General features: G+C 65.1%; 2 protein-coding genes and 2 pseudogenes. 2 read left to right on the top strand and 2 right to left on the bottom strand.

Annotation, left to right across the window (positions count from 1 at the left end; genetic code table 11):
• Positions 1-108: transposase (locus QMZ92_RS36715; protein ID WP_502961999.1), on the bottom strand; the 108-nt coding region annotated here is incomplete at its 3' end.
• A gap of 68 nt (positions 109-176) precedes the next feature.
• On the opposite strand from QMZ92_RS36715, the pseudogene QMZ92_RS35805 reads away from it, so the two are divergent.
• Both QMZ92_RS35805 and QMZ92_RS35800 read left to right on the top strand, forming a co-directional pair.
• Positions 177-641 (top strand): annotated as a pseudogene (locus tag QMZ92_RS35805) (transposase); the annotation flags it as partial.
• Positions 642-1753: 1112 nt separating this feature from the next.
• Positions 1754-1972: a hypothetical protein gene (locus QMZ92_RS35800; protein WP_283302117.1), complete on the top strand. Its 219-nt coding sequence runs from the start codon at positions 1754-1756 to the stop codon at positions 1970-1972.
• Here QMZ92_RS35800 and QMZ92_RS35795 read toward each other — a convergent pair.
• A pseudogene (locus QMZ92_RS35795) lies at positions 1944-2099 on the bottom strand (NF041680 family putative transposase); the annotation flags it as partial. The gene QMZ92_RS35800 and the pseudogene QMZ92_RS35795 overlap by 29 nt on opposite strands.

The raw sequence follows: 2099 nt of genomic DNA, 5'->3' as shown, positions 1-2099 counted from the left end.
CTCCCGGGCCACCTCGGTGACGGTCCTGCCGGAGGAGCGGACCAGCGCGACCGCGTCGCGCTTGAACTCCTCCGAGTACCGCCTGCTGCGGTTGCTCTTGCTTCCCACCTGGCACTACTTCCTCTGGAACCTCACGTTCCAGTCTCCAGGTGTCCAACATCAAGGGGAAGCTTCACACGGTGTTGATCGTGGACGGAACCCTGGTCCCCACGCGGGACCACAGCATCGCCGAGCAGTCGAAGAACTACCGGTACTCCACCAACCACCAGGTGGTCATCGACGCCGACAGTCGACTCGTCGTCGCCGTCGGCCGGCCGCTGCCCGGGAACCGCAACGACTGCAAGGCGTGGGAGCTGTCCGGCGCCAAGGCCGCCGTTGGCAAGACCACCCTCATCGCCGACGGCGGTTACCGCGGCACCGGCCTGCTCATCCCGCACCGCCGGGAACGCGGCCAGACCGAGCTCCCGGCCTGGAAAGAGGAGCACAACACCTCCCACCGCAAAGTCCGCGCCCGCGTCGAGCACGCCTTCGCCAGGATGAAGGCGTGGAAGATCCTTCGCGACTGCCGTCTCAAGGGCGACGGCGTGCATCACGCCATGCTCGGCATTGCCCGCCTACACAACCTCGTTCTGGCCGGGTAACAGGGAAACGAGATGGTCAACCAGCATGCCGTAGATCATTTACGGGACAGCCCTTAGGCAGCGCGGTACATCCGCACCGCACGCTCACACAACTCCGCGGGTAATTGACACACCCGCCTCGGGCAAGGTTCCTGGTGGGGCACCTCTGCGCTGCGGCCCGACGTGCGAGCCCCGAGCCATCACATCCCGGGGACTCGCACGTTCCGGCTCACCGTTCGGACGACGGTACGTCTCATACCGCCCTCGACCACCCACCGGACTCCGCTGGGAGCCGGTTGACCCGCTCCGGTGCGCCAGGGCTTCGGGGCATGCCCGCACGGCACGCAAGGCTCAGCTCACGGGGAGGAGTCGGCGCACACTCCCTCAGCGATGATCGTGACGGGCTCGTCGGCCTGGTTAACGACGATGACGTTCCAGACGTGGGGTGAGGTTCCCTCCGCACGGGCGGTGAGACTTCCCGGCCAGGGGCCGATGAGGGTGTATCCGCCTCCGGTCACGGCGTCCGCCCCGCAGTTGGCCTGCGAGATTCCCAACGCGTTCGGGGCAACCGTCACTCGTTCTCCGGTGACGTAGCGCGTATTCGTGGGGCCTGCCGGTCCTTGCGGTCCTTGCGGTCCTTGCGGTCCTTGCGGTCCTGCCGGTCCTTGCGGTCCGGGAGGTCCTTGCTTGCACCTCTTACAGGGGCCGTGGCCGCCGTCCGTGGACGCAGCGGCAGCCGAATCGTCGGAAGCGGCGACGGGAACGTGTCGCCCTTCTTTGGGGGCGCCGATCGCGGTCGTCGGCAGCGACAGGCCTGTCGCTGCCAGACAGGCGAGCATTCCACAGGAGACGCGTGTCCACCTACTCGCCAAGGTGCCGTGAATCCGCTCCAACCCGAAAAAACTCTTCATTTCACATCCTTCCATCCAAGATCTATGAATGCATGACTTCCTCAATGTTTCGCAAAAGGTGCAGTGAATTCGGTCGAATCACCCGGCTGGCCCCGCACCTTCTATGGATCCTCACGATCCAATGATCAGGGTGTCCACGAACCAGGGGAAACGCCCCTGTCGGGGCTGATTGCGGGACGGACGGTCCATTCGACCGAGACACCGCGCTCAAGCGCAGGTGCCGTGGCACTCGCCAGCGTGCGTCACGCAGTTGGTGCCGCTGCCGTGACCTGCGCGTTGAGCGCAGTGCTGCTCCTTGGGTTGCTCTTTGCTCTGCCGTCCGAGGCCGCCATCATCAACCACACGCTGCGGCAATGGTGGGCGGACCTGCTGGTCAATCAGTTCAATGAGGTGGTAGGTCTCAGCTTGGCGTTTAACCGCGTTGTGTTTGGTGTTCCTTGATCGATTCGGCGCGTTTGATGGTTTTGCCGACGTCGTGGCGCTTGGCACGTTGCTTGTTCTTCGAGCCGGGAGGCCGTCCAGGCCCGGGCCGGGTTGGTTTCGGTGCGGTCGCTGGGCGGGCTGCTGT

The sequence above is a fragment of the Streptomyces sp. HNM0645 genome (assembly GCF_030056615.1).
Taxonomy (GTDB): Bacteria; Actinomycetota; Actinomycetes; order Streptomycetales; family Streptomycetaceae; genus Streptomyces; species Streptomyces marianii.
Note: the sequence above shows the minus strand (reverse complement) of the source record. Positions and strands in the feature narration are given on the sequence as shown.